Annotated in this window: 29 protein-coding genes; 10 read left to right on the top strand and 19 right to left on the bottom strand. The window is 52.9% G+C overall.

Features of this window, described 5'->3' with window-relative positions; translation table 11 throughout:
• Together Y71_RS03845 and Y71_RS03840 are read right to left on the bottom strand one after the other, a co-directional pair.
• The gene (locus Y71_RS03845) at positions 1–1,575 is read right to left on the bottom strand and encodes an ABC transporter permease (protein WP_007370156.1); all 1,575 of its coding nucleotides are present in this window, start codon (positions 1,573–1,575) and stop codon (positions 1–3) included.
• Positions 1,576–1,597: 22 nt separating this feature from the next.
• A complete protein-coding gene (locus tag Y71_RS03840) occupies positions 1,598–2,614 on the bottom strand; it encodes an iron ABC transporter substrate-binding protein (RefSeq protein ID WP_007370155.1) in 1,017 nt (338 codons plus the stop codon).
• A gap of 341 nt (positions 2,615–2,955) precedes the next feature.
• Between Y71_RS03840 and Y71_RS03835 the strand changes: the two genes are divergently transcribed.
• Complete coding sequence (locus Y71_RS03835; protein WP_007370154.1) at positions 2,956–3,192, top strand: hypothetical protein; 237 nt, start codon at positions 2,956–2,958, stop codon at positions 3,190–3,192.
• 347 nt (positions 3,193–3,539) lie between these two features.
• On the opposite strand, the gene Y71_RS03830 is transcribed toward Y71_RS03835, so the two are convergent.
• A complete protein-coding gene (locus tag Y71_RS03830; protein ID WP_233218402.1) occupies positions 3,540–4,031 on the bottom strand; it encodes a hypothetical protein in 492 nt (163 codons plus the stop codon).
• A 409-nt stretch (positions 4,032–4,440) separates the two neighbouring features.
• Between Y71_RS03830 and Y71_RS03825 the strand changes: the two genes are divergently transcribed.
• The gene (locus Y71_RS03825; protein ID WP_007370152.1) at positions 4,441–4,998 is read left to right on the top strand and encodes a DsbA family protein; all 558 of its coding nucleotides are present in this window, start codon (positions 4,441–4,443) and stop codon (positions 4,996–4,998) included.
• Positions 4,999–5,061: 63 nt separating this feature from the next.
• The gene (gene yghU / locus Y71_RS03820; RefSeq protein ID WP_007370151.1) at positions 5,062–5,925 is read left to right on the top strand and encodes a glutathione-dependent disulfide-bond oxidoreductase; all 864 of its coding nucleotides are present in this window, start codon (positions 5,062–5,064) and stop codon (positions 5,923–5,925) included.
• A 33-nt stretch (positions 5,926–5,958) separates the two neighbouring features.
• Here the strand turns inward: yghU and hybG are convergent, their stop codons facing one another.
• The 11 genes from hybG to yghX form a co-directional block, all read right to left on the bottom strand.
• A complete protein-coding gene (gene hybG, locus Y71_RS03815; protein ID WP_007370150.1) occupies positions 5,959–6,210 on the bottom strand; it encodes a hydrogenase maturation factor HybG in 252 nt (83 codons plus the stop codon).
• Positions 6,211–6,217: 7 nt separating this feature from the next.
• A complete protein-coding gene (gene hypA, locus Y71_RS03810; protein WP_007370149.1) occupies positions 6,218–6,556 on the bottom strand; it encodes a hydrogenase maturation nickel metallochaperone HypA in 339 nt (112 codons plus the stop codon).
• Positions 6,549–7,031 (bottom strand): hydrogenase-2 assembly chaperone, encoded by a 483-nt coding sequence (gene hybE, locus Y71_RS03805; RefSeq protein ID WP_007370148.1) that lies wholly within the window; start codon positions 7,029–7,031, stop codon positions 6,549–6,551. Before hybE ends, hypA begins: the two co-directional genes overlap by 8 nt.
• The gene (locus Y71_RS03800; RefSeq protein ID WP_007370147.1) at positions 7,024–7,518 is read right to left on the bottom strand and encodes a HyaD/HybD family hydrogenase maturation endopeptidase; all 495 of its coding nucleotides are present in this window, start codon (positions 7,516–7,518) and stop codon (positions 7,024–7,026) included. Before Y71_RS03800 ends, hybE begins: the two co-directional genes overlap by 8 nt.
• On the bottom strand, positions 7,518–9,221 hold the full coding sequence (hybC, locus tag Y71_RS03795; protein ID WP_007370146.1) for a hydrogenase 2 large subunit: 1,704 nt from the start codon (positions 9,219–9,221) through the stop codon (positions 7,518–7,520). The genes Y71_RS03800 and hybC overlap by 1 nt, the downstream gene beginning before the upstream one ends.
• Positions 9,218–10,390 (bottom strand): Ni/Fe-hydrogenase cytochrome b subunit, encoded by a 1,173-nt coding sequence (hybB, locus tag Y71_RS03790; protein ID WP_007370145.1) that lies wholly within the window; start codon positions 10,388–10,390, stop codon positions 9,218–9,220. The genes hybC and hybB overlap by 4 nt, the downstream gene beginning before the upstream one ends.
• Positions 10,380–11,357 carry a hydrogenase 2 operon protein HybA gene (gene hybA / locus Y71_RS03785; RefSeq protein WP_007370144.1) on the bottom strand — a complete coding sequence of 326 codons (978 nt, stop codon included), beginning with the start codon at positions 11,355–11,357 and terminating at the stop codon, positions 10,380–10,382. The genes hybB and hybA overlap by 11 nt, the downstream gene beginning before the upstream one ends.
• Before the next feature lie 2 nt (positions 11,358–11,359).
• Complete coding sequence (gene hybO / locus Y71_RS03780) at positions 11,360–12,478, bottom strand: hydrogenase 2 small subunit (protein ID WP_007370143.1); 1,119 nt, start codon at positions 12,476–12,478, stop codon at positions 11,360–11,362.
• 242 nt (positions 12,479–12,720) lie between these two features.
• Positions 12,721–13,008, bottom strand: a complete 288-nt coding sequence (locus Y71_RS03775) for a DUF2623 family protein (protein ID WP_007370142.1) — start codon at positions 13,006–13,008, stop codon at positions 12,721–12,723.
• Between the two features lie 66 nt (positions 13,009–13,074).
• On the bottom strand, positions 13,075–14,724 hold the full coding sequence (locus Y71_RS03770) for a methyl-accepting chemotaxis protein (RefSeq protein ID WP_007370141.1): 1,650 nt from the start codon (positions 14,722–14,724) through the stop codon (positions 13,075–13,077).
• 987 nt (positions 14,725–15,711) lie between these two features.
• On the bottom strand, positions 15,712–16,599 hold the full coding sequence (gene yghX / locus Y71_RS03760; RefSeq protein WP_007370138.1) for a YghX family hydrolase: 888 nt from the start codon (positions 16,597–16,599) through the stop codon (positions 15,712–15,714).
• Positions 16,600–16,763: 164 nt separating this feature from the next.
• Between yghX and Y71_RS03755 the strand changes: the two genes are divergently transcribed.
• Entirely contained in the window at positions 16,764–17,804 is a 1,041-nt protein-coding gene (locus Y71_RS03755; RefSeq protein ID WP_007370136.1) for an aldo/keto reductase, read from the top strand.
• 54 nt (positions 17,805–17,858) lie between these two features.
• Here the strand turns inward: Y71_RS03755 and Y71_RS03750 are convergent, their stop codons facing one another.
• Positions 17,859–18,353, bottom strand: a complete 495-nt coding sequence (locus Y71_RS03750; protein WP_007370135.1) for a TIGR00645 family protein — start codon at positions 18,351–18,353, stop codon at positions 17,859–17,861.
• Positions 18,354–18,440: 87 nt separating this feature from the next.
• Positions 18,441–18,947: an ESA_00282 family adhesion-associated protein gene (locus tag Y71_RS03745; RefSeq protein ID WP_007370134.1), complete on the bottom strand. Its 507-nt coding sequence runs from the start codon at positions 18,945–18,947 to the stop codon at positions 18,441–18,443.
• 102 nt (positions 18,948–19,049) lie between these two features.
• Here Y71_RS03745 and Y71_RS03740 point away from each other — a divergent pair, with 102 nt between their 5' ends.
• Both Y71_RS03740 and Y71_RS03735 read left to right on the top strand, forming a co-directional pair.
• Positions 19,050–19,454 (top strand): hypothetical protein, encoded by a 405-nt coding sequence (locus tag Y71_RS03740; protein WP_007370133.1) that lies wholly within the window; start codon positions 19,050–19,052, stop codon positions 19,452–19,454.
• On the top strand, positions 19,447–19,911 hold the full coding sequence (locus tag Y71_RS03735; protein ID WP_035889654.1) for a hypothetical protein: 465 nt from the start codon (positions 19,447–19,449) through the stop codon (positions 19,909–19,911). Before Y71_RS03740 ends, Y71_RS03735 begins: the two co-directional genes overlap by 8 nt.
• An 84-nt stretch (positions 19,912–19,995) precedes the next feature.
• Here Y71_RS03735 and exbD read toward each other — a convergent pair whose 3' ends face one another.
• A complete protein-coding gene (exbD, locus tag Y71_RS03730) occupies positions 19,996–20,421 on the bottom strand; it encodes a TonB system transport protein ExbD (RefSeq protein ID WP_007370131.1) in 426 nt (141 codons plus the stop codon).
• A gap of 6 nt (positions 20,422–20,427) precedes the next feature.
• Positions 20,428–21,159 carry a tol-pal system-associated acyl-CoA thioesterase gene (gene exbB, locus Y71_RS03725; RefSeq protein WP_035889656.1) on the bottom strand — a complete coding sequence of 244 codons (732 nt, stop codon included), beginning with the start codon at positions 21,157–21,159 and terminating at the stop codon, positions 20,428–20,430.
• A 252-nt stretch (positions 21,160–21,411) separates the two neighbouring features.
• Between exbB and metC the strand changes: the two genes are divergently transcribed.
• Together metC and Y71_RS03710 are read left to right on the top strand one after the other, a co-directional pair.
• The gene (gene metC / locus Y71_RS03715) at positions 21,412–22,599 is read left to right on the top strand and encodes a cystathionine beta-lyase (protein ID WP_007370129.1); all 1,188 of its coding nucleotides are present in this window, start codon (positions 21,412–21,414) and stop codon (positions 22,597–22,599) included.
• Between the two features lie 116 nt (positions 22,600–22,715).
• Positions 22,716–23,375, top strand: a complete 660-nt coding sequence (locus Y71_RS03710) for a DedA family protein (RefSeq protein ID WP_007370128.1) — start codon at positions 22,716–22,718, stop codon at positions 23,373–23,375.
• A 31-nt stretch (positions 23,376–23,406) separates the two neighbouring features.
• Here Y71_RS03710 and Y71_RS03705 read toward each other — a convergent pair whose 3' ends face one another.
• A complete protein-coding gene (locus Y71_RS03705; RefSeq protein ID WP_007370127.1) occupies positions 23,407–24,306 on the bottom strand; it encodes an AraC family transcriptional regulator in 900 nt (299 codons plus the stop codon).
• A 197-nt stretch (positions 24,307–24,503) separates the two neighbouring features.
• On the opposite strand from Y71_RS03705, the gene yqhD reads away from it, so the two are divergent.
• On the top strand, positions 24,504–25,667 hold the full coding sequence (yqhD, locus tag Y71_RS03700; protein ID WP_007370125.1) for an alcohol dehydrogenase: 1,164 nt from the start codon (positions 24,504–24,506) through the stop codon (positions 25,665–25,667).
• Between the two features lie 101 nt (positions 25,668–25,768).
• Positions 25,769–26,596, top strand: a complete 828-nt coding sequence (dkgA, locus tag Y71_RS03695) for a 2,5-didehydrogluconate reductase DkgA (protein WP_007370124.1) — start codon at positions 25,769–25,771, stop codon at positions 26,594–26,596.
• Positions 26,597–26,635: the final 39 nt, after the last annotated feature.

Raw genomic sequence — 26,635 nt, 5'->3', positions numbered from 1 at the left:
TTAAAGACCCGACAGTTTTTGTGATTGCTTATAAAGAAGGCCGGTCAACGGCAGGGAAATCAAAATCATCAGCAGCGCGTAAGGTGAGGCCGCAACATAATCGATCTCGCTGGTGAGCGCCCAGAAACCGGTCGCCAGCGTGCGAGTACCAAGGGGTGAAAGCAGCAGCGTGGCGGTCAGTTCATTGCTGACACCGAGAAAGACCAGCGCTGCAGCCGCCGCAGCACCAGGAGCCGCCAGCCGCAGCGTGACGCTCAGTAGCGCTCTGCCGGGCGAAGTACCAAGGCTTTGCGCCACCTGTTCCAGTTCCACCGGCGCTTGCGCAATCCCGGCGCGCAGATTGATGAGCGCTCTGGGCATCAGCATCAGCATATACGCCAGAAACAGCGTCACTTCAGTCTGGTAGATTGGCCTTGCGTAATGAATGGTGACGGTGACCAGCGCCAGCGCGACAACAATGCCCGGCAGCGAACTGGTGACGTAGTTACATCCCTCCAGCACGCGAATCAGCGGACGCGGATGGCGCACCGCAAGCCAGGCCGTCGGCAGCGCAAATGCCGTTGTCAGCAGCGCGCCGCAAAATGCCAGAAATAACGTCTGACGCAAAGAGAGCCACAAATCGGCGCTGGACCAGTTCGCCAACCCGCCAAGCCACAGCCAGCGGGCGAGCACTATCATCGGCGTACCGAGCGCAAGGATCGCCATCACCAGCATCAGCGCGAATCCACACGCTGAACTCCCGCGGCCAAGCACAACGCGGTGCTGTTTACGCGCCGCGCCTGCGCCGACGCGAGCATAACGCGCTTTACCGCGCGCGGCGGTCTCCAGTAATAGCAACGCCAGACAGCAGAGGGCGAGCACGCCCGCCAGCATGTTGGCAGCCGGACCACTAAAGGTGGATTGAAACTGGTCATAAATGGCGGTGGTGAAGGTATCAAAACGGATCATCACGAACAGGCCATATTCCGCCAGTAAATGCAGCGCAACCAGCAGCGCGCCGCCGCAAATCGCCAGCTTGAGTTGCGGCAAAACCACGCGGAAAAAGATGCGCCACGGCGGTGTGCCCAGCGAGGCGGCTACATCTTCAAGACCCGGATCCAGCCGACGTAATACGGCGGCTACCGGCATATAAATAAAGGGAAAATAGGCCAGCACTGCGAGAAAAACGGCGGCGGGCAAACCATTGAAACCCGGCGCGACGCTGACCCAGGCATAACTTTGCACAAACGCCGGGATCGCCAGCGGCGCAACGGCCAGCAGCGACCAGACGCGTCGCCCAGGCAGCGTGGTTCGCTCCGTCAGCCATGCCATGGCAATTCCTGCCGCCACACAGGCCGGAACAGCGCAGGCAATCAGCAAAAAGGTGTTGTTGAGCAGCTCGCCAACGCGCGGGCGGAAAATGAGCGCCTTCACCGTTGACCACCCGGTATCAATACCCACCCCAATAACAAATCCCACGGGCAGTAAAGCAAGCAGTGCCGCAAAAGTGGCTAATACCACCAGCACCCCGGAAGGGCGGCGCCGGACGGTTTGGCTGGCCGCGCGGCGTGTCGCCGGAAGACTCAAACTGGACATAAAACGCTCATTCATACCGCAATTACAGGAGACCGGCCTCGGTCATTAACTCGCTCACTTTTTTGCTGTTCAGCGCAGAAGGCTCGACCTTTGGCGCATCCAGTTGATTCAGCGGCACCAATTTCGCGTTGGAAGCCGCGCCCGCACCGACGGCATATTCAAAAGCGGTATTGGTACGCAGCATATCCTGCCCGGTTTTACCGGTGATCCACTTGATGAAGGCCTGCGCCTGTTTCTGGTGCTTACTGGAGGCTAAAACACCACCGCCGGAAATGCTGACGAAAGCGCCCGGATCCTGATGCTTAAAGTAGTAAAGCTGGGTGTTTTTGCTGTTCTCGCCGGTTTTGGCCTGATCAACAAAGTAGTAGTAGTGGTAGATAACACCGCCATCAATCTGCCCGGCATTAACCGCTTTTAAGACGGTGCTGTTACCTTTATAAGGCACGAAATTAGTCTTCATGGCTTTCAGCCAGTCGAGCGTGGCCTTTTCGCCTTTCAGCGTGAGCATCGCGCTGACAATCGCCTGGAAGTCTGCGCCTGACGGAGATGCCGCCCAACGGCCTTTCCATTCCGGTTTGGCTAAATCCATTATCGATGCCGGAAGCTGCGCCGCGCTGATTTTTGTCGGGTTATAAACAAACACCGTGCTGCGCGCGGCAATACCGATCCAGCGGCCATGCGCCGGGCGGAACTGCGCTGGCACCTGCTTCAGGGTATCGGCATCCAGCGGCGCGAACAGGTTGGCATTATCGACCAGCGTCATTGCTGGTGAGTTTTCGGTGAGGAAGACATCAGCAGGAGAAACCTTTCCTTCCTGAACAAGCTGGTTGCCCAGTTCCGTGTCGCCACCGTTACGCAGCGTCACTTTAATACCCGTTTCTTTGGTGAATTCATCAACCCAGGATTTTGTCAGGTTTTCGTGCTGCGCGTTGTACACCACGATCCCGTCGTCGTTATTGGCGGCAGATGCCGCAGACGCGGCGAAAACCGAAGAGATGACCAGTGCGATTGAACAGAACGGCAAAAAGCGATTCTTCATCCTCATTCCTTTTAAAATAAGTGTAATAGTCAGCGCATGCGAGCCGCCAGAAGTTTAATACTAGCAAAGGTGAAATGAGAATCGAAATAATTATCAAAAAGAGCGTTTCGAAATTAAATCCCATAAAAATATGGTTAACTAAATTAATCCTCCAGTTATTAACTACAGGATATTCTTAAGATTAAGACAACCTTAAGTTACGCAGAAATATTTCATCTATTATTAAGCATGAGGTTCTGGCAACTGTTGATTTTCTTTGAGAGGATAACAAATTAGCACCTGAACACGCGGAATAAAATACAGGCATCGCATAACAGCCTGAAAAGGTAAAGAAAATAGCTATGAAAAATAAAAAGATAGATACAATGGCAAAAGTGGCTATGCGCAGCAGAGGCTTGTCGGTGAAGGAGAGACGCGTTCGCTATCAGGGGAAAATTTTCACTTTTAAATATGTATCCGGCCACTATGAAGTGTTCTTTAATGATGAAAAGGTCGATGTTATCGAAACAGAAAACATCAATCAGGCAATTGCCGACTACAAAGAAAAACACAACAAAACCAAACGCCAGATACCGTAGAAATTAACCACATAATTAATGTGGCTGTACCACTCATCTTCATCATAATAACCCACCGTTTATCCCGGCAAATTCCTCATAAAGCCAATATTAAGCATGCTAAGTAAATGGCGCATTCTGTCGTCCCAAAAACGGCAGCGATGTGCCCTCTCTCGCAGCAAAACGCCAGACAGCCGCAATCCTCAGCATTAAATTGCTGAAGCAAAATGGCACCGATACTGACTTAAACTAAATACACAACAACACAGCTATGATATTCAGCTCAGGCCACCCATAACATATAAGATATATTTTATGGATAAATTCTGAATAGCCTTCGCCTTTATTACAAATTTACCGCCAGAGGATTATTCCAGATCCGTTGGCTGCGATTCTCCAGGCGTGAATGTCTGCACTTCCTGCGCGACTTTTTTGGCTTCCTGCTTGCGTTGTACATGTTCGCTGTTTTCTTTCTCGGCCCGGGCGATGTCCAGTTCCTGTTGTGTTACTTTTTTGCCGGAAAAGGCGTCAATCATTTCCGTACTACCGTCAGGATATTTAACAACCGTTACCAGACGTCCACCAAATTGCGGAATGCCGGTCATCGCCAGCGAATAATCAATTTGATGATTTTCGACTTCTTTCTTTTCTGCGAGCTGCTGCTCCGCCTTTATAGCCTTCGCCTCTTTATGGCTTTCGGCGCGGCTGGAGAGCGTCACTTTAGTACTTTCATCCTGATGAGATTTGTTACCCGCTCCGCTTTCACTGGTGGTGTGTGGATCGGCTTTGGCCGCCGTACTTTCTTGTGTTGCATTGGCAAGGTGCGTGGTTGCCTGAATCGCCTGAATCTCCTGCATCATTATCTCCGCTGATGGTTACCCAGATAATCCGCTAATGACTCCTCCGATCTGAGTCGAAAAAAACCCCTCATAACGATTATCGACAGCAGAGAGAAACGGATTAATAACAAATAATGATGAAATAATCAGCGCTACAGACAAAATTTAAATAAGCAAATACCGATCAATAATATAATAATTTACGTTAAGGTGAAGTTACTAAGTTAAATATTATTTAAGTCATCTCTTAAAAATTAATTATGCACATTACAGCAGTATTTATTTCTTATTGTTAAAACGTTCGCGTGTGGAAATGCTACGGCCGTCGAACACCGCACGATAACCGCATCCGACGCAAAACGAACTCCCCGCGTCTGCGGCATGCTGCTACTCTCAAACTCTCACAAAATGAAAAACAGCAGGAGTGACCATGAGTCAACAACCTTTACATGCCGCACCGCTAAGCTGGGGCCACGGCCCCCGAACTTTCGAGATCTTTATCGAACCCACCTGCCCCTTCTCCGTCCGGGCGTTTAACAAACTGGAAGCGCTGTTAGAAACTGTCGGCGAAGAGAACGTGACGGTCAAAATTCGCCTGCAATCACAGCCCTGGCATCTCTTCTCTGGTGTGATTGTGCGCTGTATCCTCGCGGCTTCGACGCTACCCGATGGCAAAAACGCCGCGCATAAGGTACTGCGTGCAGTTGCCGATCATCGTGAAGAGTTTGAATTTACGGATCATTGCAGCGGCCCGAATATGGATGCCACACCGCAGCAGATTATTGAGCGCATTGAAAACTACAGTGGCGTGAAACTGGCAGACGCTTTTGCCCGTCCGGAGCTGCAAACCGAAATCAAATGGCACTGCAAATATGCGCGCCAGAACGGCATTCATGTTTCCCCAACTTTTATGGTCAATGGGCTGGTGCAGGCCGATCTTGGCAGCGGTGATGATATCAGTGTCTGGGCGCAGCGCATCCTTGCCTGAACCCGCAACCATTTATACTCACTTAACCTGAACTTCAACACATCAACGAAAAGGCGGACCAAAATGTCAGACAACTACCAGCCACCGAAGGTCTGGACGTGGGATAAATCCAGCGGCGGCGCTTTCGCGAATATCAACCGCCCGGTTTCCGGCCCGACGCACGACAAAACATTGCCGGTGGGCAAACATCCGCTCCAGCTCTATTCGCTCGGCACGCCGAATGGTCAGAAAGTCACGATCATGCTGGAAGAACTGCTGGCAAAAGGGGTTAGCGAGGCGGAGTACGACGCCTGGCTGATTCGTATCGGCGAAGGGGATCAATTCTCCAGCGGTTTTGTCGACGTCAACCCGAACTCCAAAATCCCGGCGCTGCGCGATCACAGCACGACGCCGCCGACGCGCGTATTTGAATCCGGTGCCATCCTGCTGTATCTGGCAGAAAAATTCGGCCACTTCCTGCCAAAAGATCCGGCAGGACGCACAGAAACGTTGAACTGGTTGTTCTGGTTACAAGGCTCTGCGCCATTCCTCGGCGGCGGTTTTGGCCACTTCTACAACTATGCGCCGGTTAAAATTGAGTACGCCATCAACCGCTTTACCATGGAAGCCAAACGCCAGCTGGACGTGCTGGATAAACAACTGGCCAACCATAAATTCATCGCGGGTGATGAGTACACCATTGCCGATATGGCGATTTGGCCGTGGTACGGCAACGTGGTACTTGGCAATGTGTATGACGCCGCCGAATTCCTCGATGCGGGCAGCTACAAAAATGTGCAGCGCTGGGCACAGGAGATTTTCGCCCGCCCGGCAGTGAAACGCGGTCGCATCGTTAACCGTACGTTCGGCGCGCCGAACGAGCAGTTGCACGAGCGCCATGACGCCAGCGATTTCGATACGCAGACCGAAGATAAACGCAACGCCTAATCTTCCACACCGGGTGGAATGCCGCCCGGTTTCTTATCCCGCCGCCAGCTCGTCGCTCTCCATTTGCCGAAGCGCCGCAAGCGTCGCCAGCGCCTCTTGCTCATCAATAATGCTCATAGCAAAACCGACATGTACCAGCACCCACTGGCCGAGCAATTGCTGTGGCGATTCTTCGCACACCAGCGCGATATTAACGTCGCGACGCACACCACACACATCGACCTGCGCCAGTTGATGAAAATCTTCGCCAACGGCCACCACCTGGCCCGGTACGCCTATACACATCGTTGTCTTACTCCACTTCAATACTTTTGATCTGCACGCCGTCGCTGTGCTCAATATGCAACGTCGGGCAGTGACAGCGCGGGCACTCGTCGTGCCGGGTGATCTCTACCGACGCGCTACAGTTCCAGCACCACGCTTGCGCGGGTTTATGGATGATATGCAGCGCGCACCCCTGTGCCAGCGTATCGCGACAGGCAATATCGAAACCGAACCGCAGGGCGCTCTCTTCGATACAGGCCAGCGCGCCGATTTCCAGCCAGACGCCGGTCACGCGCTGCGCGCCATGCTGCTTCGCCTGCTGTTCGATAATTTCCACCGCATTCTGGCACAGCGATAACTCATGCATGCTGCGCGCCTCGCTGGCCGAACAGCAGCGCGCGGCGGCTCAAGCTGGCATCCGTTACTGGTAGCGAGAGCGCCATCTTCAGGCAGTTATCCGCCAGTTGTACGCCCTGTTGCGGACTGAGATCGGGCGTTAATGGCGACATCAAGGAGCAACTCAGGTACTGCCCCAGCGCCGGTAATTCGCCAACGGAAAAGGTCATCTCGCCGTAGGGCAGTTGCAACCCCAGCCGCTCGCTAACGCGCCGCACCGGCCAGCATTGCTGCGGGCCGGGATAGATGTGCAAGCTCAGCATCCACGGCGTCAACACGCAGCCAAGCCACTGGTTTTCAAACAGAGTAAATGGTGTGGAGTACACGTCCATTTGCGGATGCACAAACGGCAGCCCCTGCATTTCATGGGCTGCAATCGCCTTAAAAGCCTGCTGCACTTCGCGGTGCGGCGAAACGTCAAATCCTGGTAATTCATCATTATGCATGAGCAGTCTCCCGTGGCGTCAGCACAACGCCGGATTCAGCCAACGCATCAATCACCGCCGCCAGCGCGCTATCAAGGCTGGCTTCCACGATTGGCGTCATGCCGATATGCGGCTCCAGCGAGGCTGGCGTAACGCCAATCAGCGTCAGTTTCGCCGGAAACTCACCGGTAAAACGCAGTGCCGACAGTACGTCCGCCAGCCCCAACTGGTGCGGGGAAATTTTATTGCTGAACAGCGTCGGCACTTCGTCATCACGCAGGATGATGACCCTTCCAGGCTCGCTTTTCCGGCTGACGATCGCGTCGGCAATAATCAGGTGATCGCGGTTAGCCATCGCGTCGAGCAATTCCATTCCGGCGGTACCGCCATCCAGCGCTTCAACCTCTTCAGGCAGATGGAAGCGCTGCGCCAGCGCCTCCACAACCCGTACGCCAATCGCTTCGTCGGTCAATAAAATGTTGCCGACGCCCAGCACTAAAATCGACATCACAGCACCTTCACCGACACAACGTCGTTGCCATCCGCGTCCAGCACATGCACTGCGCAGGACATGCAGGGATCGAACGAATGCACGGTGCGCACCACTTCCAGCGGTTTTTGCACGTCCGCAACCGGCGTGCCCACCAGCGACAGTTCGTACGGCCCGGCATCATCATTAAAGTTGCGCGGCCCGGCATTCCAGGTCGAGGGTACAACCGCCTGATAGTTCGCGATTTTACCGTCTTTGATCACCACCCAGTGGGAAAGCATGCCGCGCGGCGCTTCCAGAAAGCCGACGCCTTTAAACTCGCCGCTCTGCGGAATGTCGGTTTTCGCATAGGTTTGCATGTCGCCTTTGCCGATATTATCGATCAGCGCCTGATACTGATTTTGCAACACGCCGTGCAGTTCGCAGGCGTGAACGGTGCGGCCAATAATGCGCCCCAGCGTTGAATGTAGCTGCGCCACGCCGATCGTTTTGCCGGTCAGTTTCTGGTAGATAGCGACAATATCATTCAGCTTCGTCGCTGTGGTTTCGTGCTTCGCCGCCAGTTTGCAGAGCATATTAGCCAGCGGACCAACCTCCACCGTTTTGCCGTAAAAGGTAGGCGATTTCACCCAGGAATATTTGCCCTCTTCCTGCCAACCGGTGTACTGCGGTAATGTCGTGCCCTGCCACGGCTCCTGTGGCGCCTCGTCTTTGTACCAGGCGTGTTTTGCGCTCTCCTGGATCCCTTTCACCATAAAGGGATCGTCACCGGTGGTGATCGCCCGGAAGGTGCTGAGATCGGCGTTTTCAATGTACCCGCCAGCGAACAGGAAGCTGCCATTTTTCGCATCGGTGGGGAATTCCGGCGTACTGAGGTAATTTACCGCACCTTTGCCGAGCGACAACCACTCGGGATAGAACGCAGCAATGACAGCGGTATCGACTTTATAAACCTGTTCAATAAAGCCTTCGAGGCGATCGATAAACGACTTCAGGTACATCAGGCGTTCAAGGTTCAGCACTTCAATACCGTCGAGATTGATCGGGTTGGCGACACCGCCGACCGCCAGATTCTGGATATGCGGTGACTTGCCGCCGAGCAGCGCCACAATGCGGTTAGCATCGCGCTGGCACTCCAGCGCCTGCAGGTAGTGTGCGACGGCTATCAGGTTCACTTCCGGCGGTAACTTCATTGCCGGATGTCCCCAGTAACCGTTGGCAAAAATACCCAACTGGCCGCTGGCAACCAGCGCTTTGATCTTATCCTGCACCGCTTTGAACTCGCCTTCGCTGTTCAGCGGCCAGTCAGAGATCCCTTTCAGCAGCGCGGCGGCTTTTGCCGGATCGGCCTGCAATGCCGAGGTGATATCCACCCAGTCGAGCGCTGAAAGCTGATAGAAGTGGACGATGTGATCGTGGATCGAGTGCGCGGCAAGAATGATATTGCGGATGTACTGCGCATTCAGCGGCACATTAACCTTCAGCGCACTTTCTACTGCCCGCACCGAGGCGATCGCGTGAATGGTGGTACAAACACCACAAATACGCTGCATGATGATCCAGGCATCGCGCGGATCGCGATCCTTCACAATCTCTTCCATTCCGCGCCACATGGTGCCCGATGACCAGGCCTTTGATACAACGCCGTTTTCAATTTCGCAATCAATGCGTAAATGACCCTCAATGCGGGTCACCGGATCGATGGTGATACGTTGACTCATGCTTCGCTCGCCTCATGTCGCGCAGATGTTTTTAACGGAGGAATAATCGGCAACAGACGTATGAGTAAGATGTATGCACAGACTTCAATTGCCACAAAACCAATAGAGATCATCAGCTCCTCCCAGGTCGGGAAGTAGCCGTATCCGTTGCCGGGATTGAACGCCAGCAGCGAATAGGAGAGTCGCCACAGCGCGCAGCCTAACAGCATGCTGAGCGCGGCCAGGAACAGAACGCGGGAATCATTGCGCCAGCGGGAAACGCGCAGTGCCAGCAGCGGGAAAGCCAGCAGTGCCAGTTCCAGCCAGAATATCAGGCTGTAAAAATCCCCGGCGAATGCGTAATGCCACTTGCCGCGCCAGCTGATTTCACCGACGCGCAGCAGCAGGAACAGCGCCAGCAGGACGCTTAGCACGCCCATCAGTTTATTGAACAGGCGCTTCTCATCCGGGCCGTTGCCGCGCAGGCTGGCCTGCATTAAGGAGCCTTCAAAGATAACGATCGAAAAGCCCATAATAAAAGCAGTCAGCAGTGAGAAGAGCGGCAGCATTTCGTAGCTTTGCCACAGCGGATAGACTTTGTATCCGGCGGCAATCATCAGCGATCCCATCGATGACTGGTGCATCGTCGGCAGCAGCGCGCCAAGGGCGATGATAAAAAACATCACCTTGTTTAGACGGCGCAGCGAGACCTTCCAGCCCAGCCTTTCCAGCAGCGCAGGCGCAAATTCCAGCGCCATCACGCCGATATAGATGGTCATACAGACTGCCGTTTCGAACAGCACCGAATTGACGTTGAAGTATCCGGGAATATAGAAATACGGCAGATTCCAGTAACGGCCAACATCGATAGTGATGGATAACCCACCCAGCGAGTAACCGAACAGGCTGCACAACAGCGCCGGACGTACCAGCGGATGGTAATCGCCGCGGTTGAAGACATAGACCGCCCACGCCAGCGCCCAGCCGCCGCAGGCAAAACCGGTGCCGATCAGCAGGTCGAAGGCGATCCAGATCCCCCACGGATAACCGCCGTTCAGATCGGAGACCGATCCAAGGCCGAAGATCAGACGCTTGAGAATAAAGATCGCGCACAGCACGATCAGCGGGGCGAACAGTAGCACAGGTTTGCTCAGCAGCTTACCGCCCATGGCTTGTGGATCATGACTCATGGTCATCCTCCTCGTGGTGCGCCTTTGTATTACGCCGTACCAGCGCCGTCAGACCTGCCAGCACCGCCAGCGGCAACATCATGCCTTTGTACACCGTATGCTGAACGTGTTCGGATCGCGCGCCGGTCGCCAGGGAGTCCAGCGCCGGTAAACCAAGATCCGTATAAGGCACGCCTGTCAGCACCAGCACCTGTGTGCCGCCGCCCTCTTTCTCGCCGTACAAGTGCGGGTAATAGTGCGGGACATCGTGAAGGTAAACATCGTCGGCATGCAGCGTCTGGCGGGGATAGCGATATTCGGAACCCGGCTTCAGCGTGAGGCGTTTTTTGGCTTCGGCCAGTAACTCCTCGCGGGTGCCGTAAATCACCGCCCCTGCCGGGCAAACTTCCACGCAGCCGGGAAGCTCGCCTTTATCAAGACGTTCGACGCCTTTCTGATTGCAGAGCTGGCATTTGTGGATCTGGCCGAACGGGTTGTCGTAATCATATTTCGGCACGTCGAAAGGACAGGCGACCATACAGTAGCGGCAGCCGGTACAGACATCCGGGTTGTAATGAACAATGCCGGTGACAGCGTCTTTCTTCAGCGCCTGTACCGGGCAGACCGACACGCAGTTGGCATCCACACAGTGCATGCACTGCTTTTTGATGTAGGCATAGCCATTTTCGGTCTGGTCTTTGTTTTGCCCGTTACCGCTGTGCCAGACCTGAATAATGTTGTTGGTATACGGAGAGAGTTTGTCGTTGTTCGACCAGGTTTGTTCACCCTGCGGATTAGGCACCGGCGAGTTGATCGCCTGGCAGCGTGAGACGCAGGCCTGGCAGCCGACACAGAGCGTCGAGTCATATAGCATTCCCAGCGCTCCGGGGATCGGCGGCCGGTTTTGCGCAGCAGCAAAACTGGCGGACGATCCCCCCACCAGCAGCGCCCCGCCGGACGCTACTTTGAGAAAATCACGTCTGTTCACGGCTATTCTCCCTGCGAATCAGCGTCGTTTTTCTTCTGTTGCCGTCCCAGCTCGCGCACCGTCATCACGCCAACGCCCGCCACCAGACCGACTACGCCACCCAGCAGACCGACGGCCGTTGCTGACACCGTGCCGCCCTCTTTCAGTTGCACGTCAGGTTTTTCAGCGCGCGGTGTTGGATTTTCGACATGAGCAAGCTGAGAGATGCCTTTATGAAAGCCAACGCCTTCTTCATTACAGCCGTAACAAGGGTGACCAATAGCAACTGGCCATGCGCCGCCGACATCGCAGAACTGTAACGTCGAGCAGTTGCCCCAGGTTTCCGGTCCTTTACAGCCGAGGTGATAAAGACACCAGCCCTGCCGGTGCCCGGCATCGCCGAACTCTTTCGCAAAACGCCCGGCATCGAAGTGCGGACGGCGTTCGCAGTGTTCATGGATCAAGCGCCCATAAGCAAACGCGGGCCGGTTTTTGCTGTCCAGCGCCGGAGGTTTGCCAAAGGTGATGAGATGCGCCACGGTAGCAAGGAAATTCTGTGGGTTCGGCGGACAGCCAGGAATATTAATCACCGTTTTCCCCGGCAGCACCGCCTGCAAACTGACCGCGCCGGTAGGATTCACACCTGCCGCCGCCACACCACCCCAGGCGGCGCAGGAACCGATCGCAATAATAGCGGCTGCGTTTTCTGCCGCCTTACGAATATGGTCAACAATAGGCTCGCCGGCCACCATGCAGTAAATGCCGCCGTCTTTCATCGGAATAGAGCCGTCAACCACCAGCACGTACTGGCCTTTATACTGCTCCAGCGCATGGTGTTTGTTCTCTTCGGCCTGATGCCCGAACGCGGCGGAAAGCACTTCGTGGTACTCCAGCGAAATGGTTTCCAGCACAAGGTTTTCAACGGTGGGATGAGTGGCGCGAAGCAACGATTCGGTACATCCGGTGCACTCCTGCGCACCAATCCAGACAACCGGAGGACGTTGCGGATGGCTGATGGCTTCTGCCATCTCTGCTGCCGCTTTTCCGCTCAGTCCCATCGTGGCCGCCAGCGCGGCACACAGCTTCATAAAATCACGACGACTCACACCCTGGGATGCTAAATGTAAATTATCTCCTGCCATTTATTTTTATTCCTCAGCCCGAACTAAGAATATTCTCCATCCAACAGGAAGAAGAGTGCTGCGATCGCTCCGACAATTAAGCACATAAAAATCAGGGGCATTATGCAAAAATGAGACGGGGATTACAGTACACGGACTCAGCGTAGGGGTATTAGGGCACAAATGAACAAAAAAAAATGAAAGTCACCCTCGACAAAAGTGACCTTCATAAAAGAGAACTACATATTGAGCGAAGCGTATTGTTATGTTTCGAGGCGGTATCCCGCTATAAAAAATCGGAGCACTATGCTTGAGTGACTCTCGCGAAAGAAGTCCATCACCATCTCTTTATCCAGCCCGTAGCGGCGAGTGAGAATACCTGCTTCCCACGCGCTGAGCTGTCGATCGCCTGTCTTTTCAAACATGCGGTGCGAAAACCCAAGGACAAAACCCCGCTTATAGTCCGGGCAGAAATGCGCCACATTGCTGGCGCTATCCGCCTGCGCTGCATTCAGCCCGGCCATTAAACCTTTACCAAAATGGTTTTCCATCGTTATCACCCCCAATCGCTATATAAAAAATTATATAACGATCTGTTGCGGGGGTGATAGCGCTGATTAAAACGCCACCCATTCATCCGACGATGCGGCAGATTTAGAAGTAGTTTTGCGCGACAAATCCGGTTTTACCAGCGCTGTCGTCGCAGGGTTATGCTGCTCGTTACTGGAAAGACGGAACTTCTGAACAGAACGTTGCAGCTCTTCTGTCTGGCGCTCCAGCGCCGCCGCTGCCGCAGAGATCTGCTCCACCAGCGAGGCGTTCTGCTGCGTGACGCTATCCATCTGGCTGATCGCGACGCCCACCTGAGAGATACCTTTACTCTGCTCTGCAGAGGCCGAGGCAATTTCTTTCATAATGGTGGTCACTTCGGTCACGGCCTTAAGGATACTTTCCATGGTGGTGCCGGTGTCATTAACCAGTTGCGCCCCTTTCTCGACGCGGCTGACTGAATCGGCGATCAGCGTTTCGATCTCTTTCGCCGCGCCCGCACTGCGGCTGGCAAGATTACGGACTTCCCCGGCGACGACGGCAAAGCCACGCCCTTGCTCACCTGCCCGCGCCGCTTCAACCGCAGCGTTCAGCGCCAGAATGTTCGTCTGGAAGGCAATGCTGTTAATGACAGTGGTGATCTCAGCAATTTTCTTCGAGCTACCGGAAATACCGTCCATCGTGCTGATAACGTCTTTAACCAGCGCGCCGCCTTTACTGGCGGTGGCTGACGCCACTTCCGCCAGTTGGCTGGCCTGACTGGCGTTATCCGCATTCAGTTTGACCGTTGAAGTCAGTTCTTCCATGCTGGCTGCCGTCTGCTCCAGCGCGGCGGCCTGTTCTTCGGTACGGGAAGAGAGATCATTATTGCCGGAAGAGATCTCGCTCGCCCCGCGCCAGATATTTTCGCTACCGTTGCGGATACTGCTAACCGCTTCACGCAGGCTATCCTGCATTGCCAGCAACAGCGGCACGACTTTGCCGACGCAGTTACGACCAAAATCTTCCAGCGGCTGGCTGAGATCGCCCTGCGCCATCACCGTGAAATGCGCGCGGATACGATCCAGCGGGCGCACCAGCATGTTGACCAGATAGCGATCGGTAAAGAGCAGGATCAACAGGCCAATCACCATCGCTGAAATAATTGCCACGCGAGTAGTTTTCGTCTGGCTATCAACGACAACGCGCGTCTGATCGAGCATCTCACCCGCGGCTTTATTAAAGTTTTCCGTCGCTGAACCAAAGCTGCGGCTTAAACCCGGCGTAACATTATTCGCTTGCTGGCGATAAGCGTCAGATGTTCCCTGCTGCGCCAGTTGAAATTGCGGCGTGATCCCCTGCTCCAGCAGCGCCTGCCAGTTACTGATCACTTGTTCAGAGATTTTCGCATCTATCGGCCCTGGTGAAATCGCTTTAAACGCCGCCAGATAACGGGTCATATTGTCCAGCGCCTGTTGAACCGGCGCCATATCCGGCGAGCCACCCGCAGCTTTGGCTTCCATCACGCGACTGAGACGAGTCACAAACCGAAAGTACTGATCATTGCCCTGGCTAAGCAGAGTCATCTGTGACACTAACTGGCGATCTACCTCATTACCGTCGGCCACTTTTGACAGAGAAAAAACGCTATACAAACCAACGCCTGACCACAGCAGACCGAAGATCCCGAGGATCGCCAGCATAACGGCTCGTATAGTAAAGTTACGAAGCATACTCATAATATTATCCTTGCGGTGAAGGTACATTCTCGCCTGCGGGCGAGAGTTATCTCCGTTATCGGCATGGACAAGAAAATTCTGCATGGTAAAAGTGAAAAAAATGATAAAAAAAATTTCACCCTTCTCTTTTTTCGTCAGCCTGCATCGGGGCCGTACAGAATCTTATTCCGTCTCATCATTGGGTTATTAATCGTTGTCATCACCACGGCATTTATTTACAATAAATAAACATAACCTATTGTTTTTTAACAAAATGAAAATAAAAATTAATCAGCTAATTATTTCTTTAGGTAATGATTTAAAAATCTTTAATTAATAAGACGGAAAAGAGAATTCCCTCGTTTATATATAAAAAAAGAAAAATTAAAATGTTACCGAAAGTTAAAATAAGAATTTTTAAAAAGTTAAAAAATGAATAAAAAAACGCAGGAAAATAATGCCATTAATAATGGAAAAAGGTTTTTTACAACAAATAAAAATGATGATTAAGGAGTATTAAAATTTATTTTAAGTATGGTTAACTAATTATTTATCATTCTGACCATTGTGATGTTTTTACACACTTACTGACGCGGAAACATCGCCGTAAGCCGCATGAATACAGGCCTGAAGCGATACAGCAGTGAACTTACGAACGCTATCATACGCCCGGTTTCAGCCGCAGCGAGAAGAAATATTTATATTCAGCGCGGCATCCGTGCTATTTCCGATCGCTCACTGGCATTTCGCCCGAAAGATTTTTCGCAGACATTTATCCAGGAATTTTCGCAGAAGAACGAGAGCACCTAACGTAAATTAATAGCGCAGTTTTACTTGCAAACCGGATAATAAAAATGCGCCATTATCTTTACAGAATGTGTCATTCGCCACTTAACAGCATAAAAATCGACAATAAATCCATCTTATAAAGTTATAAATCAATAATTACCGATTAACGATACATTCAGCCAATGGAGATTCCCTGCTATTTTTTCAGGAACGATCCACTCAATGCAGATATTTTTCAAACCATCCAAGGGTTCGTTGCCAGGCCAGTTCCGCCGCCGCACGATCGTAGCGCGGCGTTGAATCGTTATGAAAACCGTGGTTAACGGCCGGGTAGATGTAAGCTTCAAACACCTTGTGGTTGGCCTTCAGCGCCTGTTCATAGGCAGGCCAGCCTTCGTTAATGTTTTTGTCCAGCGCAGCGTAGTGGAGCAGTAACGGCGCCTTGATTTTTGCCACCCCGTCGACTGGCGGCTGGCGGCCATAAAACGGCACCGCACAGGCCAGCTCCGGGTAAGCAACCGCCGCTGCGTTAGCAACGCCGCCGCCATAACAAAAGCCGGTGATGCCTACTTTGCCAGTGGCATCCGGATGCTTTTGCAGAAACTCAATGGCGGCAAAGAAGTCATTCATCAGTTTTGTAGGATCGACTTTTTGTTGCAGCTCGCGTCCTTCATCATCATTGCCGGGATAGCCGCCAACGGAGCTTAAACCATCCGGAGCCAGCGCGATGTAACCGGCTTTGGCAACGCGGCGGGCAACATCTTCGATATACGGATTCAGCCCGCGATTTTCATGTACCACCACTACGGCTGGCACTTTACCCGTCGCTTTTGTCGGTTTAACCAGATAACCGCGAACCTCACCGTGACCGTTGGACGAGGGATAGGTAATGTACTCGGGGCGAATATCCGGATCGGTAAATTCGACCTGCGTTGCCAGCGCGTAGTTGGGCTTTAGCAGGTTGAACAACGCCAGCGCGGTCATGCCGCCGACCGTGTATTTGCCAGCTATCTGTAAAAACTCGCGCTTGTTGATCTTGCCGTGCGCGTAGTAATCATAGTAGTCGAGCAACTCTTGCGGGAAATCTTTCGCTGTCAAACGCGTCATTCTCTGTCTCCTCCATTTAGCCATTCTAAGCAAAGCATAGCGTTACGGTTCTTGCCCAAAAAATGCGCAGATATAACCATAACCTTTTGATAAGCAGAAAACGGACGTAAGATAAAAACGCTGTTTCGATTTTCATATAAAAGCCAGATAAGAAAGGAGACATCATGCCCGGTTTCGCCAATCCGAATCGCTACGAACAGATGCAGTATCGATACTGCGGTAAAAGCGGCCTGCAACTACCCGCGCTTTCCCTCGGTTTGTGGCACAGTTTTGGTTATGGGCAGGCGCGGGACTCGCAACGCGCCCTGCTGCGTAAAGCGTTTGACCTTGGCATTACCCACTTTGATTTAGCCAACAACTACGGGCCGCCGGCGGGCAGTGCGGAAGAGAATTTTGGTCGCCTGCTGCGCGATGACTTTGCCGCTTATCGCGACGAAATCATTATCTCCACCAAGGCTGGCTACGATATGTGGCCTGGCCCGTATGGTTCCGGCGGCTCACGTAAATACCTGCTGGCCAGCCTCGATCAGAGCCTGAAACGCATGGGCGTTGAATACGTGGATATTTTTTATTCGCACCGCGTAGATGAAAAAACGCCGATGGAAGAGACCGCAGCAGCGCTCGCCCAGGCGGTGCAAAGCGGTAAAGCGCTGTACGTCGGCATCTCTTCTTACTCCACTGAACGTACGCAACAGATGGCAGCGTTGCTGCGCGAGTGGAAGATCCCGCTACTTATCCATCAGCCTTCGTACAACCTGCTGAACCGCTGGGTCGACAAAACCGGCCTGCTCGATACGCTGGAAGATAATGGCGTGGGATGTATCGCGTTTACCCCGCTGGCGCAGGGGCTGTTGACCGGCAAATACCTGAACGGCATTCCGGAAGGTTCCCGTATGCAGCGTGAAGGCAAGAAAGTGCGCGGTTTGACGGAGAAAATGCTGACAGAGAGCAACCTCAACAGCCTGCGGTTACTCAATGAGATGGCGCAACATCGTGGGCAGTCGATGGCGCAAATGGCGTTGAGCTGGTTATTGAAAGATCAGCGCGTTACCTCCGTGCTGATTGGCGCAAGCCGTCCGGAGCAGATTGAAGAGAACGTACTGGCGCTGAATAACCTGACGTTCAGTGAAGAGGAACTGGCGCAAATCGATCAACATGTTGCCGACGGCGAGTTGAATCTGTGGCAGGCATCGTCAGATAAGTAACAAAAAAGCCGGGTAGCGCTGCTTGCCCGGCTTTCAACTCTCTTGCGGTTTTTATCAGTGATTATGGCGCGTCAGGCGATCCAGATATCCCATGACGAAAGCAGACAAAACAAACGTCAGATGAATTATCACGTACCACATCAGTTTATTGTCCGGGACGTTTTTCGCGTCCATAAACACACGCAGCAGATGAATCGAAGAGATCGCTACAATGGAAGCCGCCACTTTATTCTTAAGCGAAGTCGCGTCCATTTTGCCGAGCCAGTTCAGCTTCTCTTTGTGCTCGGCAATATCCAGTTGCGACACGAAATTCTCATAGCCGGAAAACATCACCATCACCAGCAACCCACCCACCAGCGTCATATCCACCAGCGACAGCAGCGTCAGGATCAGATCGGCTTCCGCCAGGTTGAAGACATTAGGCAGGACGTGAATAATCTCCTGAAAGAATTTCAGCGTCAGCGCAAGTAAAGCGAGGGAAAGGCCAAAGTAGACCGGGGCGAGCAACCAGCGCGAGGCGTACATTGCGTTTTCCAGAAAGCGTTCCATGTGGCGTTAGTGTCCTGTCAGATAGCGAAACCGACGCCCAGTATATCTCAGGATGGCAAACAATTTGCAACACCCGGCCTGGCGGGGTTACACATCCTCCGGGTTCACCCATGGCCGCTGATTCTCAGGCCAGACCAGCACCACCAGCGCCGGATAAGCTTCCATACTGAACTCGCGAAAACACTGGCGCAGATTGAGGACATCCAGATCGGACTGCGAGACTTTTTCACCGTTGATACAGCGTTTTTTTATATTGTCGTAATACTTATACACCGCTGAATTGAGATCGCTACAGCGACGCTGTGCTTCAAATAAACCCGGCGTACTATTTAATTCCGCCATGTTCATACGTTTAATTGTCGCATGAAGAAAATCAATATATTCATGGTTGACGCGCCAGTACCATACCGGAGTAATCGCGTTCATTAATACCGAGAAATGATCTTCGCCCTCCTCTTTCGACAATGGCTGATACTGCGGAGGGCGATTGTCAATTTCACTAAGGGGAGTTTTTTTATTGTACTCACGCATCAATAAAAGTACGCCGCCCGTCAGCAGCAATATAGCAATAACAGAATAAAAAATACTGTTCATGAGCAGGCTCCTTTTTTTTGATTTTAAAAGTGCGCCGTGATATTGTCAACGAACCTCACGCCCGCACTCCCTCTTCCTTGTTGATATTAAAGGACATTAGAAATGCTTCCCGAGAATCTTGTCCCGGCACGATTTCATATTTCTACTGCTGAAACCAGCCCTGGAGAAGAAGGAACAGAAGCTAATTTAGCTCAGGGGAAAACAACCCTCGACGATCATGCCAACGATATATTAGCTAATGCCAGCCGCGGTGGGCAGTCAAGAAATATGTTACTTGAAGAGCGTGATCGCCATATAAAAGAGCGTCTGCTGCGGGTAGTAAAAATCGAGACATTCGCTCGTCTGCTTAATGACTTACAGGAAGAGGGCGAGATTGAACCCCAGGCATTAAGCCAAATAATTACCGAAAAAACGCAGCAAATTAATGAAAACGGGAATGAGATTTGGCTTAACCTGATTACTCGCGAAAAGGACGGGCCACTATTTTATAAGCTTGGGGATGAATAACGTGAGCGATGTCGATAATAATGTTTATTTAACTTTAAATGACAAAAATAGCGATGAATTTATCTTAGAGCACAATAAAGAGGCGCTGATACTCAGTAAAAATGAAACCATTGCCCGTATTGCCCATGAGCTGGTTTCCATTCCTGCGGCGCTTGTGCGCCTGAAATGGCAGAACCGCCGTGAAATCTACCCGTTACAGGTGAAAGAGGAAATTTACGGCGCGGTGATCAATGCCATCATCGAGCTAAAGCCGGAACTGCGCGACAAAATCATGGGGCGGCTGGAGGCTAACTACCAGCATTTACTGGCGCGGGAAACCGCGACGCTGCGCCTGAGCCGCAAACTCAGCGACGGCGAATACCATACGACGACGGTCACCACCGTCGCGCCAGAATCAGGCAACCAAAAAACCGCGCCGGAGAAGCAAGAAAAAACCGCAGGCACAAAATTAAAATAAGCGTGTCGCTTTTTTTATTCCTTCATATATCCGATATAAAAAAAGCTGGCCTTTGCCAGCTTTTCTCGCTTATCAGCACCGCGTTTAGTGTGCTTTAACCGTCTCTTCGCCCACCAGACCGATTTTGAGATAGCCCGCCTGATGCAGGGTATCCATCACTTTCATCATCGTCTCGTAATCCACGGTTTTATCCGCACGGAAGAAGATCGTGGTGTCCTTTTTACCTTCCGTCACAGCATTGAGCTGGTTAACCATCGTCTCGTCGGTTACCGGATCGTTGCCGATGAACATGGTGTTATCCGCTTTCACCGACAGGTAGACCGGTTTTTCCGGACGCGGCTGCGGCTGGCTGGTAGAGGCCGGAAGATTCACTTTTACATCAACGGTGGCAAGCGGCGCGGCCACCATAAAGATAATCAGCAGCACCAACATAACGTCGATAAACGGCGTCACGTTAATTTCATGCATTTCGCCGTTATCATCCAGGTTTTCATTAAGACGCATTGCCATGGAGAATCAACCTACACGTAATTTCGACGCGGCGCGAACCGGCTGCGCATTGCTGGCCGCCAGGTCAAGATCGCGGCTTTGCAGCAGCAGAACCTGTGCAGCAACATCGCCAAGCATAGCTTTGTAATTGCCAATCATGCGGGCAAAGACGTTATAAATTACCACCGCCGGAATTGCCGCTACCAGGCCGATAGCCGTTGCCAGCAGCGCTTCTGCGATACCGGGTGCCACAACAGCAAGGTTAGTGGTCTGCGTCTGCGCAATACCAATAAAGCTGTTCATGATGCCCCAGACCGTACCAAACAGGCCAATAAACGGTGAAATCGCGCCAATCGTCGCGAGATAGCCGTTGCCGCGCCCCATATGGCGGCCTGTCGCCGCAACACGGCGTTCGAGGCGGAAACCGGTACGCTCTTTAATGCCTTCGTTGTCTTCGCTGCCTGCGGATAACTCCAGTTCATTCTGGGCTTCATTAATTAATGACAGGCTCAGACTTCTGGCGTGGAAAGAGGAGGCAATTTCGCTGGCCTGATCCAAAGAACGCGCTTCAGCCAGTTTCTGCTGCTCGCGCTTAAGGCGGCGCTTCTGCGAGATCATCTCCGCGCTTTTACTGAAGAACAGCGCCCATGTAACGACTGACGCGAGAATCAGGCCGATCATCACAATTTTTACGACGATGTCGGCATGGTGATACATACCCCACACGGATAGATCCGTCTGCATCAAATTATTACCCACTGTGTATCTCCGAGACGCAAATCACAAAATCTGCGCGTAATAATATCAAAATGCCACCGAATTGATAGTGGTTCTCATTAGTATTTACATAGTGCCGTAAAGAGAAGCCTGTTTCTTTGCGCTAACACAGCAAACCGCCGCGCAAGGCACGGAATGCGAAAAAATTAACGCTCAGCCGCCAACATGGCGATGCATCAATGCGCAATCATGGTAGTCTGGACATCCAGACGTATAAAAACAGGTTGAGCAACAATGACGGCGAAGCATATAGATACCGCTCTGGTAAACGCAGGGCGCAGTAAAAAATACACGCAGGGTTCGGTGAACAGCGTTATCCAGCGCGCGTCTTCACTGGTATTCGACACGGTTGAAGCCAAAAAACATGCCACGCGCAATCGCGCCAATGGTGAATTGTTTTACGGCCGTCGCGGTACACTGACGCACTTCTCATTACAGGAAGCGATGTGCGAACTTGAAGGCGGTGCGGGCTGTGCGCTCTTCCCCTGCGGAGCGGCAGCGGTGGCCAATACCATTCTGGCGTTTGTCGAACAGGGCGATCATGTGTTGATGACCAACACGGCCTACGAGCCAAGCCAGGATTTCTGCACCAAAATTCTCGCCAAACTAGGCGTCACTACCAGTTGGTTTGACCCGCTGATCGGCGCCAGTATCGTCAAGCTGATCCAGCCCAACACCAAAGTGGTATTTCTCGAATCTCCCGGTTCAATCACCATGGAAGTCCACGACGTTCCGGCCATCGTTCAGGCGGTAAGAAGCGTCGCGCCAGAGGCGATCATCATGATCGATAACACCTGGGCGGCGGGGATCCTGTTTAAGGCGCTGGAATTCGACATTGATATCTCCATTCAGGCCGCCACTAAATATCTGATTGGCCACTCCGACGGCATGATCGGTACGGCGGTATCCAATGCACGTTGTTGGGAACAGCTGCGCGAAAATGCCTACCTGATGGGACAAATGGTCGATGCCGACACCGCCTATATGACCAGCCGGGGTCTGCGTACGCTGGGCGTCCGTTTGCGTCAGCATCATGAAAGCAGCCTGAAGATTGCCGAATGGCTGGCAACGCATCCGCAAGTGGCGCGCGTTAACCATCCCGCACTGCCTGGCAGTAAAGGCCATGAATACTGGAAACGCGACTTCACCGGCAGCAGCGGTCTGTTCTCGTTCGTGCTTAATAAACGACTGAGTAATGAAGAGTTATCGCAATATCTCGACCACTTCAAACTGTTCAGCATGGCCTATTCATGGGGCGGCTATGAATCCCTGATTCTGGCGAACCAGCCAGAACAGCTCGCGGCGATTCGCCCGGATGGCGGCGTCGATTTCAGCGGAACATTAATCCGTCTGCATATCGGTTTAGAGAATGTTGATGATCTGATTGAAGATTTAGTGGCAGGCTTCCAGCGCATCGTGTAAACCTGGCGACCGGGGCAGCAAGGCGGGAAATTTCTTATTTCTTGCGCCCCGGATCAAGGTGTTTCAGGCGAGTTGGAGTACAATAGCCTCCTCTACGCAGTACCACAGGAAAGTCCATGGCTGTTATTCAAGATATTATTGCTGCGCTCTGGCATCACGACTTTGCTGCGCTGGCAAATCCACATGTTGTCGGTGTCGTTTATCTGGTTATGTTTGCTACGTTGTTTTTAGAAAACGGCTTGCTTCCTGCCTCATTTTTACCGGGCGACAGCCTTTTACTGCTCGCGGGCGCACTGGTTGCGCGCGGCTGCATGGACTTCATCTCCACCCTCGCGATCCTCACCACCGCTGCCAGCCTCGGCTGCTGGCTGAGTTATCTGCAAGGGAAATGGCTCGGCAATACGCGGGTGGTAAAGAGCTGGCTATCGCATCTGCCAGTGAAATATCACGAACGGGCGACTTATATGTTTGACCGTCATGGTCTGCTGGCGCTGCTGGCCGGTCGCTTTCTTGCGTTTGTGCGCACGCTGCTGCCTACCATGGCGGGTATTTCCGGCCTGTCGAACCGCCGCTTCCAGCTGTTTAACTGGCTGAGCGCGCTGCTGTGGGTTGGCGTGGTGATGTCGCTGGGCTATGCCATCAGCATGATCCCTTTCGTCAAACGTCATGAAGACCAGGTGATGACCTTCCTGATGCTGCTGCCGCTGTTCCTGCTGGTGATTGGCCTTGTCGGCGCGGTCACCGTGGTGCTGAAGAAAAAGTATTGCAACGCCTGATTCTCCCCTCTCCGCTTTGGGAGAGGGTAAATTACGCGCCCTGTATCAGGCGGATCCTTGCCACATCTTCACCCGGCGTCAGGCCGAAATACCGCTTAAATTCGCGGCTGAATTGCGACGGGCTTTCATACCCTACGCGTATTGCCGCCGCGCTGGCTTTCATGCCGTCATGCACCATCAGCATCCGCGCTTTGTGCAGGCGAAATGTTTTCAAATACTGCAACGGCGACGTGCTGGTAACTGACTTAAAGTTGTGGTGAAACGCCGAGACGCTCATATTGGCTTCCGCCGCCAGCTGATCCACGCTCAGGTTTTCCGTGTACTGGCTTTCAATACGTTTCAGCACGCGGCTGATCAGGCTGAAATGCGTTTGACGGCTGACCAACGCCAGCAGCGCTTCGCCGCGCGGCCCGGTCAGCACGTGGTACAGCATTTCGCGGATAATCTGCTTACCGAGAATACGGGCATCCAGCGGATGCTCCATCACATCCAGCAAACGTTCTGCCGCGCAGAGGATCTCTTCCGACAGCACCGCTGAGTTGATACCGCTGGCCGCAGCGCCAGGGTGGAAATATTCGTCTTCACCAATATCCATCAGCAGCTCCTGCAATTGCAGGATATCGACATTTAGGCGCAGCCCCGCCAACGGCACCTCCGGCGTAGCGAAGGTTTCGCACTCAAACGGCAGCGGAACCGTCAGCAGCAAATATTCATTGGTGTCATAACGGAACACCCTTTCATTGATATAACCAATTTTATGGCCGGAAAAGAGAAAAACGATCCCTGGCTGGTACATCACCGGCGTACGGGTTCCCGGCTGCGTACCATACAGCAGGCGAATATCCGGCAATAACTCAGCCAGACGGTTTTCATTAATTTTCAGTCGTTTAATTTTTTCTGTCAGTTGCAGGCAAATCTCTTCACGCTTCATTTTTCGCTACTCCGGCAAGACATTTTGACGAACACAGTGTGCAGAGTTTTGTGCTTTTTCTCCAGCCGCATGGAGAAACAGGCAAGACATCGGCAGGAATGTGCATTGAGAGAGTGGACGCGCACGCCCACAATAACCGTCATCAGGCAGTCCGCTGCCTCCTTTTTCTTTCACCTCTAGTTAGAAGGGAACGAGCAATGAACAACTTCAATCTGCATACCCCGACCCGCATTCTGTTTGGTAAAGGCGCGATTGCCGACCTGCGTGGGCAAATCCCAACTGGCGCGCGCGTGCTGATCACTTATGGTGGCGGCAGCGTGAAGAAAAACGGCGTACTGGATCAGGTTTACAGCGCACTGGAAGGGCTGGACATTCTTGAATTCAGCGGTATCGAACCAAACCCGACGTACGAAACCCTGATGAAAGCCGTAAAAATTGTCCGCGAAGAAAACGTTACCTTCCTGCTGGCCGTGGGCGGGGGCTCTGTGCTGGACGGCACCAAATTTATCGCCGCTGCGGCAAACTATGCTGATGGCGTTGATCCGTGGCACATCCTGCAAACCGGCGGCAGAGAAATCAAAAGCGCCATTCCGATGGGTTCCGTGCTGACACTGCCCGCTACCGGCTCTGAATCCAATGCCGGTGCCGTGGTTTCACGCAAAGCCACGGGTGACAAGCAGGCATTCCACTCGGCGTTCGTCCAGCCGGTGTTTGCCGTGCTGGATCCGGTTTACACCTACACTCTGCCGCCGCGCCAGGTGGCGAATGGTGTGGTCGATGCGTTCGTGCACACCGTTGAGCAGTACGTCACTTATCCGGTGAACGGCAAAATTCAGGATCGCTTTGCCGAAGGTATTCTGCTGACGCTTATCGAAGAAGGCCCGAAAGCATTGCAGGAACCGGAAAACTACGATGTTCGTGCCAACGTGATGTGGGCAGCGACACAGGCGCTGAACGGTCTGATTGGCGCGGGCGTCCCGCAGGACTGGGCAACCCATATGCTGGGCCATGAACTGACTGCAATGCACGGGCTGGATCACGCGCAGACACTGGCGATTGTGCTGCCGGCGCTGTGGAATGAAAAACGTGAAACCAAACGCGAAAAACTGCTGCAATACGCAGAACGCGTATGGAATATCACTGAAGGTTCCGAAAATGAGCGCATTGATGCCGCAATCGCAGCCACCCGCAACTTCTTCGAACGCATGGGCGTACCGACGCGCCTTTCCGGCTACGGCCTTGACGGTAGCTCCATCCCGGCGCTGCTGGCGAAACTGGAAGAACATGGCATGACGCAACTTGGCGAACATCACGATATTACGCTGGATGTCAGCCGTCGTATCTACGAAGCGGCACGCTAAGCACTGAAAAGCCCGGCTTCCGTTTTTGGTTTTTTCGACCACACTTAAGGCAAACCACCTTACCGGGCTTGTCCCGGTAAGCCCATTGAAAGGAGAAATGCATGACACATCCCACCGTGATTAAGCTTTCCGATGGCAACCTGATGCCGCAGCTCGGCCTTGGCGTGTGGAAAGCAAGCAACGAGGAAGTGGTAACCGCCATTCATAAAGCACTGGAAGTGGGCTATCGTTCTATCGATACCGCAACGGCCTACAAAAATGAAGACGGCGTTGGCAAAGCATTAGCCAGTGCAGGCGTGGCGCGCGAGGAACTCTTTATCACCACCAAACTGTGGAACGATGATCAGAAACGACCGGCAGAAGCCCTGCAGGAGAGCCTGAAAAAGCTCCAGCTCGACTATATCGATCTCTGGCTGATGCACTGGCCGGTTCCGGCGATCGATCATTACGTGGACGCCTGGAAGGGCATGATCGAACTGCAAAAACAGGGACTGGTGAAGAGCATCGGCGTGTGCAACTTCCAGGTTCATCATCTGCAAAAGATCATCGATGAAACCGGCGTAGTGCCAGTGATCAACCAGATCGAGTTGCATCCGCTGATGCAGCAGCGCCAGCTCCATGCCTGGAATGCCACACACAAGATCCAGACTGAATCCTGGAGCCCGCTGGCGCAGGGCGGCGAAGGGGTTTTTGATCAGAAAATTATCCGCGATCTGGCGGATAAATACGGCAAAACACCGGCGCAGGTGGTGATCCGCTGGCATCTCGACAGCGGGCTGATAGTGATCCCGAAATCGGTCACGCCGGCGCGTATTGCCGAGAACTTCAATGTCTGGGATTTCCGTCTGGACAAAGATGAGCTGGCGGAAATCGCCAAACTGGAACAGGGCAAACGGCTGGGGCCAGATCCGGATCAGTTCGGTGGTTAATGTCTTATCCGGTTTATTGATAAACAAAACCCGGCTTTT

Source organism: Kosakonia radicincitans DSM 16656, from assembly GCF_000280495.2.
GTDB lineage: Bacteria > Pseudomonadota > Gammaproteobacteria > Enterobacterales > Enterobacteriaceae > Kosakonia > Kosakonia radicincitans.
Note: the sequence above shows the minus strand (reverse complement) of the source record. Positions and strands in the feature narration are given on the sequence as shown.

Excerpts from the sequence above, each read along its gene's own strand:
- Y71_RS03845 (WP_007370156.1), bottom strand. The coding sequence starts at position 1,575 with ATGTCCAGTTTGAGTCTTCCGGCGACACGCCGCGCGGCCAGCCAAACC.
- Y71_RS03840 (WP_007370155.1), bottom strand. The coding sequence starts at position 2,614 with ATGAAGAATCGCTTTTTGCCGTTCTGTTCAATCGCACTGGTCATCTCT.
- Y71_RS03835 (WP_007370154.1), top strand. The coding sequence starts at position 2,956 with ATGAAAAATAAAAAGATAGATACAATGGCAAAAGTGGCTATGCGCAGC.
- Y71_RS03830 (WP_233218402.1), bottom strand. The coding sequence starts at position 4,031 with ATGATGCAGGAGATTCAGGCGATTCAGGCAACCACGCACCTTGCCAAT.
- Y71_RS03825 (WP_007370152.1), top strand. The coding sequence starts at position 4,441 with ATGAGTCAACAACCTTTACATGCCGCACCGCTAAGCTGGGGCCACGGC.
- yghU (WP_007370151.1), top strand. The coding sequence starts at position 5,062 with ATGTCAGACAACTACCAGCCACCGAAGGTCTGGACGTGGGATAAATCC.
- hybG (WP_007370150.1), bottom strand. The coding sequence starts at position 6,210 with ATGTGTATAGGCGTACCGGGCCAGGTGGTGGCCGTTGGCGAAGATTTT.
- hypA (WP_007370149.1), bottom strand. The coding sequence starts at position 6,556 with ATGCATGAGTTATCGCTGTGCCAGAATGCGGTGGAAATTATCGAACAG.
- hybE (WP_007370148.1), bottom strand. The coding sequence starts at position 7,031 with ATGCATAATGATGAATTACCAGGATTTGACGTTTCGCCGCACCGCGAA.
- Y71_RS03800 (WP_007370147.1), bottom strand. The coding sequence starts at position 7,518 with ATGTCGATTTTAGTGCTGGGCGTCGGCAACATTTTATTGACCGACGAA.
- hybC (WP_007370146.1), bottom strand. The coding sequence starts at position 9,221 with ATGAGTCAACGTATCACCATCGATCCGGTGACCCGCATTGAGGGTCAT.
- hybB (WP_007370145.1), bottom strand. The coding sequence starts at position 10,390 with ATGAGTCATGATCCACAAGCCATGGGCGGTAAGCTGCTGAGCAAACCT.
- hybO (WP_007370143.1), bottom strand. The coding sequence starts at position 12,478 with ATGGCAGGAGATAATTTACATTTAGCATCCCAGGGTGTGAGTCGTCGT.
- Y71_RS03775 (WP_007370142.1), bottom strand. The coding sequence starts at position 13,008 with ATGGAAAACCATTTTGGTAAAGGTTTAATGGCCGGGCTGAATGCAGCG.
- Y71_RS03770 (WP_007370141.1), bottom strand. The coding sequence starts at position 14,724 with ATGAGTATGCTTCGTAACTTTACTATACGAGCCGTTATGCTGGCGATC.
- yghX (WP_007370138.1), bottom strand. The coding sequence starts at position 16,599 with ATGACGCGTTTGACAGCGAAAGATTTCCCGCAAGAGTTGCTCGACTAC.
- Y71_RS03755 (WP_007370136.1), top strand. The coding sequence starts at position 16,764 with ATGCCCGGTTTCGCCAATCCGAATCGCTACGAACAGATGCAGTATCGA.
- Y71_RS03750 (WP_007370135.1), bottom strand. The coding sequence starts at position 18,353 with ATGGAACGCTTTCTGGAAAACGCAATGTACGCCTCGCGCTGGTTGCTC.
- Y71_RS03745 (WP_007370134.1), bottom strand. The coding sequence starts at position 18,947 with ATGAACAGTATTTTTTATTCTGTTATTGCTATATTGCTGCTGACGGGC.
- Y71_RS03740 (WP_007370133.1), top strand. The coding sequence starts at position 19,050 with ATGCTTCCCGAGAATCTTGTCCCGGCACGATTTCATATTTCTACTGCT.
- Y71_RS03735 (WP_035889654.1), top strand. The coding sequence starts at position 19,447 with ATGAATAACGTGAGCGATGTCGATAATAATGTTTATTTAACTTTAAAT.
- exbD (WP_007370131.1), bottom strand. The coding sequence starts at position 20,421 with ATGGCAATGCGTCTTAATGAAAACCTGGATGATAACGGCGAAATGCAT.
- metC (WP_007370129.1), top strand. The coding sequence starts at position 21,412 with ATGACGGCGAAGCATATAGATACCGCTCTGGTAAACGCAGGGCGCAGT.
- Y71_RS03710 (WP_007370128.1), top strand. The coding sequence starts at position 22,716 with ATGGCTGTTATTCAAGATATTATTGCTGCGCTCTGGCATCACGACTTT.
- Y71_RS03705 (WP_007370127.1), bottom strand. The coding sequence starts at position 24,306 with ATGAAGCGTGAAGAGATTTGCCTGCAACTGACAGAAAAAATTAAACGA.
- yqhD (WP_007370125.1), top strand. The coding sequence starts at position 24,504 with ATGAACAACTTCAATCTGCATACCCCGACCCGCATTCTGTTTGGTAAA.
- dkgA (WP_007370124.1), top strand. The coding sequence starts at position 25,769 with ATGACACATCCCACCGTGATTAAGCTTTCCGATGGCAACCTGATGCCG.